A 6,350-nucleotide genomic window follows, 5' to 3' on the forward strand; every position below is an offset into this window, starting at 1 on the left:
AGCCCGCCCTGCGGGAGCTCGTCACGCGGTGGCCCACTTGCATCGAGGGGTGGGCGGGCCTCTCGGAGGCCGCGTACGAGTCGGGCGACGACGTGGCGTCGTACGCCTACGCGCGCGTCGGGTACCACCGGGGGCTGGACAGGATGCGCGCATCCGGGTGGCGTCCGGGGTCCACCCTGGGAGCCGAGCACCCCTCGAACCGAGGTTTCCTGCACGCTCTGTTCTCGCTCATGCGCGCGGCCGCGGCCATCGGCGAGGGGGTCGAGGCCCGCCGCTGCCGAGAGTTCCTCCTCGAGCTCGACCCCTCCGACCACTTCGGCGTCGCCGGTATCAGGCCGGCCGACCTCGGCAGGCGCCTCCAGGACGGGAGGGCGCCATGACCCGCGCCATCGGCTCCCTCGTCGTCGCCGCTCTCGTGATGACGCTCACCGCGTGCGGGGACCGCGGCGCCCAGGAACGCAGCGAGACCGTCCAGACCCCGCAGGCCACGGCCGCCACACCGCCCCCCAAGCCGGAGGTGGAGGTGCCCGAGGGCGACCCACCGCCGGAGCTCGTGATCGAGGACATCACGGTCGGCCGGGGGCGGGAGGCTGAGGCGGGCGACATGGTGGTCGTCCACTACGTCGGCGTCTCGTGGTCCACCCGCGAGGAGTTCGACAACAGCTACGACCGCGGTCAACCCGTGCCGTTCCAACTCGTCGAGGGCGGGCTGATCCAGGGGTGGATCGAGGGCATCCCGGGCATGCGGGTCGGGGGCCGACGCAAGCTCACCATCCCGCCCCACAAGGGGTACGGGTCGAGCGGCCGCGGACCGATCGCGCCGGACGAGACCCTGGTCTTCATCGTCGACCTGGTGCACGCCGAGGCGCCTCAGGGCTGAAGCTTCGAGATCAACCTCTCGTTCAGCTCGGCGAAGGCGCGGTCGCAGTCATCCGGGTCGAAGGTCGGCGGCATCACGATCATCCTCGACGCTCCCAGCGCGGCGGCACGCTCCGCCCCCTCGAGCGTCGGAGGGGCGCTCACGGTGAGCTCGATCGAGGCCGGGTCGCGGCCCGCCTCTTCTGCCGCCCGGCGGCACACCTCGAACAGAGGTCCGACGTCGGTTCCGAACGGGAAGAACCCGTTCCCCAACCTGCCCGCACGGCGCGCGGCCGCCTCGGAGTGTCCGCCCACCACGATCGGGATCCCGTCGGTCTGCACCGGCTTGGGGTAGCAGCGGGCTCGCTCGAACCGGTGATGGCGACCCGAGAACGTCTCGTCGTCCGACCACAGCGCCCTCAACGCCCCGATCGACTCATCGGTGCGCGACGCCCGCTCGGCGAACGGCACGCCGATGGCGTCGAACTCCTCCTTCAGCCACCCTATCCCCACCCCGCAGGTGACCCGGCCCCCGGACAGCACGTCCAGCGTGGCGAGCTCCTTCGCGACCAACACGGGCGAGCGCTGCGGGAGGATGAGGATCCCCGTGGCTAGGCGGATGCGGTCCGTATGCGCAGCCACGTACGAGAGCCAGATCAGCGGGTCCGGGATCGGGGACTCCTCCGTCCCGGGCATCTTCCCGGTCGGCGAGTACGGGTAGGAGCTGTCGTAGTCCTTCGGGACGACCACGTGCTCGACCGTCCAGAGCGATTCCACGCCGTGGCGCTCGGCGGCCTGCGCGAGGGCGCGGGCTCCCTCGCGGGTGCCGAACAGGAGGACGTTCGAGAAGGCGACCCCGACCTTCATGCTGCGGGCAGGGTAACGCAGACCGGTCGCGTGTAGGCCGGCCCGGGCCCGGGAAGGCTCCCAACCGATGATCAGACGGGTGGCGTTAGCGGGGGCGGCGGTGGCGGCGCTGCTCGCGTGGGCCCCGGACGCCCACGCCCAGGCGAGCTACACGGCCGTGGAGCTGCGGATCGAGGGGGTGCCCGGTCCGGCACCCGCGACCGGGCCGCGCGCGTGCACCGGTCCCGGAGGATCCTGCATGCTGTCCGCCACCCTGTTCCTCCCCGAGCCCCTGCCGACCGAGCCCGTGCCGGCGGTGCTCAGCCCGCACGGGTTCCCTGGCCACCGAGGGGTGGAGTACGTGCGGAAGGCGGCCGAGCTGCTGGCCTCGCAGGGTTACGTGGTCCTCACCTGGGACGCACGCGGGTTCGGGACGTCACAGGGCTACGTGATGCTCGACCACCCCGACTACGAGGGGGCCGACGTCTCGAAGGTGATAGACCACCTCGCGACGCTCCCGCAGGTGCAGATGGATGGACCGGGCGACCCGCGCGTCGGCATGTACGGACAGTCCTACGGCGGGGCCATCCAGTTCCTGGCCGCCGCGCGCGACCGACGCATAGATGCGCTGGTCGCCCGGGAGACGTGGCACGACCTGAGGTACTCGCTGGTCCCGAACGGGATCGTGAAGTACCAGTACACGTCGCTCTTGTTCGCGGGCGGGCAGGCGGCGACGAACGGCAACCTGTCGCCCCAGCTCGCGGACTGGTACGCGCGAGCCGTCGCCACGAACACGGGCCCCCCCGACCTGCTGGAGGAGCTGAGGATCCGGTCCCCCGTCGCCTACGCGGGGCGGATCGAGGTGCCGACCTTCATCCTCCAAGGGGCGCGGGACACCCTGTTCAACCTCGTGGAGTCGCAGCGCAACGTGGACATGCTGGTCCGGGACGGGGTGCCGACGAAGCTGTTGTGGTACTGGGGCGGCCACGGCGGCTACACGATGTACCCCGACCGACAGAAGACGTGGGCGGCGGACGACCCGCTCGAACAGCGCCAGCTCGCGTGGCTGGACCGCCACCTGCGCGGGGACGCGGACGTGGACACCGGCCCCGCCTTCGAGTACTTCGACGAGGACGGTCAGCTGCGCAGCTCCGACCGGCTGCCCCCGATCGCTTCCGTTGACGTCGAGCTGGGCCGGCCGGGTCAGACGATGTTGAAGCCCCCCGGACGGACCTGCCCGCCGACCGGCGCGCCGACCTGTTCTTACACCGAGACGTCCAACTACTCGGCTCCCGGGCAGCCCTTCGCCAACCAGGCTCCCTACGACGCGCCCGGCGCCTTCCTCAACCTGGACACGGCTCCCCTCGAGCAGGCTCTGCCGGTGGTCGGCAACCCCGTCGCGACGTTCTCGGTCACGACCGCGACCGGACAGCCCGTCTCCCTCTTCCTGAAGATCTTCGATGTCGCAGAGGACGGCTCCGCCAGGCTGATCAACCGGCTCGTGACACCGGTCCGGGCCTCGCCCGGACAGACCTACACGATCGATATGGCCGGGTTCGCTTACACGTTCGACCCCGGACACCGGATCCGACTCACCGTCGCCACCACCGACGCGGCGTACTTCGGGACCGACCCGGCCGACCAGGTGACCCTGGGCAGCGCGGTCTCCCTGCGTCTCCCGGTCTCCTCCGCCGACCTGCGCGCACCCCGTCCGGAGCTGCCTGCTCGCCTCCCGGAGGCCGGCGGGCCCGAGCTGCCGGCGACCGGGGGCGGAGCCTGGGCCGGGGTGCTCCTGCTGATCCTGGCGCGCTGGATGCGCAACAGACGCCGCGCCTGACGCCGGGCAGGAGACGCCGTCCGTGCGGAGAATCCCCGAGCCCGTGGCCCACCGGCAGGCGTTGCGTGCGCGATCGACCCGACTCGTCCTGATCGTCGCCCTGCTCGGCCTGTCTCCCACGCTCGCGTCGGACGCCGCGGCGGGGGAGTGCGCCAGCCGGGTGATCCTGTTCACGGTCACCGGGGTCTATCGGCCGGCCACCGGGCACACGTACGTCGTCCCCGTCCCGCATTCGGGCTTCGTCGGATGCGGGTCCGGGGTGGCGGACACCCACTACGTCTACCCGGGAGCCACGCACTGGGCGGTGCGGCACCTCGGCTCGAGATCCGCCCGCATGGCGTCGATGACCGGGATCGTCAACGGCTCCCACCCGATGCGCGTGGTGCCCGGAACGGTGCCCGGCACCGAGTACGCCGAGACCCCCTGGCACGCGTGGGACCCGACCGCCCTCGGCCACCAGGTGGCCTGCGTCGAGGGCGACTGCAACACGTACCGCACGATCGACCGCTGATCGCCGCGTGGCATAGTCACACCGACATCCGAGCGGTGGAGGACGGCCATGGATCCACGTGACACCCCGCAGGAAGCGTCGTTCCGCGCCGAGGTGCGGGACTGGCTCGACCGGACGGTCCCCCGGTTCAGGGAGGCCTACGACGCGACCGGCGAGTCCCGCGAGAGGCTGAAGATCGCCGCCGAGTGGCAGGGGGCGATGTTCGAGGCGGGGTACGGGGCGATCGGCTGGCCGGCCGAGTACGGGGGGACCGAGGGCACCCCCCAGCAGCGTTTCATCGTGGCCCAGGAGTGCGGCGAGGTGGGAGCCCCGTGGCACCTGAACATGTCGGTCACACTGGGCTGGTGCGCGCCCGCGGTCAACGACTACGGGACCCCCGCCCAGAAGGAGCGCCACCTCCGGAGGATGCTCTCCGGCGAGGAGATCTGGTGCCAGCTGTTCAGCGAACCGAACGCAGGCTCGGACCTGGCCTCCGTCACCACCACCGCGACGAAGGTGGACGGCACGTACGTGGTCAACGGGCAGAAGATCTGGTCCTCGGGCGCCCACTGGTCGGAGTTCGGGATCCTCGTCGTCCGCACCGACCCGCAAGGACCGCGGTACCGCAACCTCACCTTCTTCGTCTGCGACATGTCCCTGGACGGCGTCGAGGTGCGGCCGATCACCCAGATAACCGGCGAGCGCGACTTCTGCGAGGTGTTCTTCACCGACGTGCAGATCCCCGAGTCCCAGCGCGTGGCCGAGGAGGGCATGGGGTGGCAGGTGACGGTCCATACGCTCTTGAACGAGCGGATCGGCCTGTCCGGCGGCGGCGGGATGCACCGGATGGTGAAGATGTCCTGGCTCGGGCTGCTCGACCTCGCGCGCCGGGCCGACCACGCAGGACGTCCGGCCATCGCCGATCCGCGCGTCCGCCAGCAGGTGGCGGACATCTACGTGCGTTCGGTCGCCAACCGGTGGACCGCTCTGCGCACGCTGGACTCGGTCTTCAAGGGACGCATGCCCGGACCCGAGGCCTCCATCTTGAAGCTGGGGTCCGATGCCTGGTTGCAGGACGTCCAGCACGCGGCGAGTGAGATCGCCGGATTGCACGCGGTCGGGTTCGACGAGCCCCGTGTCCACCACGGCGGGCAGTGGGCCCGGGGCCTGCTGCAGTCGCGGGCGATGACGATAGGGGGCGGCACCACCGAGGTGCAGAAGAACATCGTCGGCGAGCGTGTCCTGGGGCTCCCGCGCGACCCGCGTCCCGAGAGGTCTTGACGAGGCCCGCCTCCCGGGGGAGGATGTGACTGACCGTCGGTCACCACATCCGAGGGAGGTGGATCCGGTGGATCGTCGCTCCTTCCTGAACCGGGCGACGCTGGGGGCGCTCAGCGTGTTCGCCGTCGGACTGGGACAGGGCTCTCTCGCCTACCTGTGGCCGAACCGAGCCGGGTCGACGGGCGGCGAGGTCGCCGCCGGGAGCCTCGACGAGGTCCTCCAGTTCTTCGAGCGCGAGGGCAAACCGCTCTACAACGCGGAGGGCCGCTTCTATCTCGTGCCGTACGACACGTCGGACCCGTCCAACCCCTACGTCGCCGCGGGCGTGGCCGCTGGCGGGGTCATGGCGTTGTACCAGCGCTGCGCGCACCTCGGGTGCCGCGTCCCGTTCTGCGAGTCCTCCGGATGGTTCGAATGCCCCTGTCACGGATCGAGGTACAACATCGCCGGCGCGGTCACCCGCGACCCCGCGGCCACCGGGCTCTCGCGCTTCCGCACGCGCATCGAGGACGGACAGGTCGTCGTGGACACCTCGCAACCTCTCGCCGCGCCGCCCGGCGGATCGTTCACGATCAACCAGCCTCCGGCGGGACCTTTCTGTCGCGAGGAAGAAGAGGGCTCTCAGCATCAGGGATGACCTCCGTGTTGAGGGAGCCGGTCCCCGCCCTCCGGGGCGGACGGGGACCGGCACCGTCGGCAGGTGGACCTAGCGCAGCGCCGACCTGGCCAGCAGGCTGACGGCCGCGTTCAGCAGACCGACGATCGCCGCCACCGCCTTCTGGGCGGCTCCGGTGCCGGTCGGCTGGGGCTGCGGCCTCGGCGCCTCGGCCGCCGCGGCGACCACGGACGTCTCGGGCTGCGGCGTCTCGACGATCTCGAACGTCTGCTCCGCCGCCGGCTCGTCGGCCGGAGCCGGAGCGGGCTCGACCTTGGGCGCCGCGGCCTTCGGCGCGACCGCCTTCGGCGCAGCTGCCTTCGGGGCGGCTGCCTTCGGGGCGGCTGCCTTCGGGGCGGCCGGCGCCGCCGGGGCAGCCGCCC

General features: G+C 71.6%; 8 protein-coding genes. 6 read left to right on the forward strand and 2 right to left on the reverse strand.

What is annotated here, in order from left to right; translation table 11 throughout:
- Together VM840_08300 and VM840_08305 are read left to right on the forward strand one after the other, a co-directional pair.
- On the forward strand, window positions 1-380 hold a 380-nt coding region (locus tag VM840_08300), incomplete at its 5' end, for a DUF3151 family protein (protein HVL81576.1).
- Complete coding sequence (locus tag VM840_08305; protein HVL81577.1) at window positions 377-880, forward strand: FKBP-type peptidyl-prolyl cis-trans isomerase; 504 nt, start codon at window positions 377-379, stop codon at window positions 878-880. The genes VM840_08300 and VM840_08305, both read left to right, overlap by 4 nt.
- On the opposite strand, the gene VM840_08310 is transcribed toward VM840_08305, so the two are convergent.
- Window positions 871-1,725: an LLM class F420-dependent oxidoreductase gene (locus VM840_08310; protein ID HVL81578.1), complete on the reverse strand. Its 855-nt coding sequence runs from the start codon at window positions 1,723-1,725 to the stop codon at window positions 871-873. The two genes, VM840_08305 and VM840_08310, sit on opposite strands and share 10 nt — an antisense overlap.
- Window positions 1,726-1,792: 67 nt before the next feature.
- Between VM840_08310 and VM840_08315 the strand changes: the two genes are divergently transcribed.
- The 4 genes from VM840_08315 to VM840_08330 all read left to right on the forward strand — a co-directional run bounded on the left by VM840_08315 (window position 1,793) and on the right by VM840_08330 (window position 5,949).
- On the forward strand, window positions 1,793-3,541 hold the full coding sequence (locus VM840_08315) for an alpha/beta fold hydrolase (protein HVL81579.1): 1,749 nt from the start codon (window positions 1,793-1,795) through the stop codon (window positions 3,539-3,541).
- Window positions 3,542-3,563: 22 nt separating this feature from the next.
- Window positions 3,564-4,052 (forward strand): hypothetical protein, encoded by a 489-nt coding sequence (locus tag VM840_08320; protein HVL81580.1) that lies wholly within the window; start codon window positions 3,564-3,566, stop codon window positions 4,050-4,052.
- A 48-nt stretch (window positions 4,053-4,100) separates the two neighbouring features.
- On the forward strand, window positions 4,101-5,312 hold the full coding sequence (locus VM840_08325; protein ID HVL81581.1) for an acyl-CoA dehydrogenase family protein: 1,212 nt from the start codon (window positions 4,101-4,103) through the stop codon (window positions 5,310-5,312).
- 67 nt (window positions 5,313-5,379) lie between these two features.
- A complete protein-coding gene (locus VM840_08330; protein HVL81582.1) occupies window positions 5,380-5,949 on the forward strand; it encodes a Rieske 2Fe-2S domain-containing protein in 570 nt (189 codons plus the stop codon).
- 69 nt (window positions 5,950-6,018) lie between these two features.
- On the opposite strand, the gene VM840_08335 is transcribed toward VM840_08330, so the two are convergent.
- The coding region (locus tag VM840_08335) for a hypothetical protein (GenBank protein HVL81583.1) at window positions 6,019-6,350 on the reverse strand (332 nt) is incomplete at its 5' end.

The organism is Actinomycetota bacterium (assembly GCA_035540895.1).
GTDB lineage: Bacteria > Actinomycetota > JAICYB01 > JAICYB01 > JAICYB01 > DATLFR01.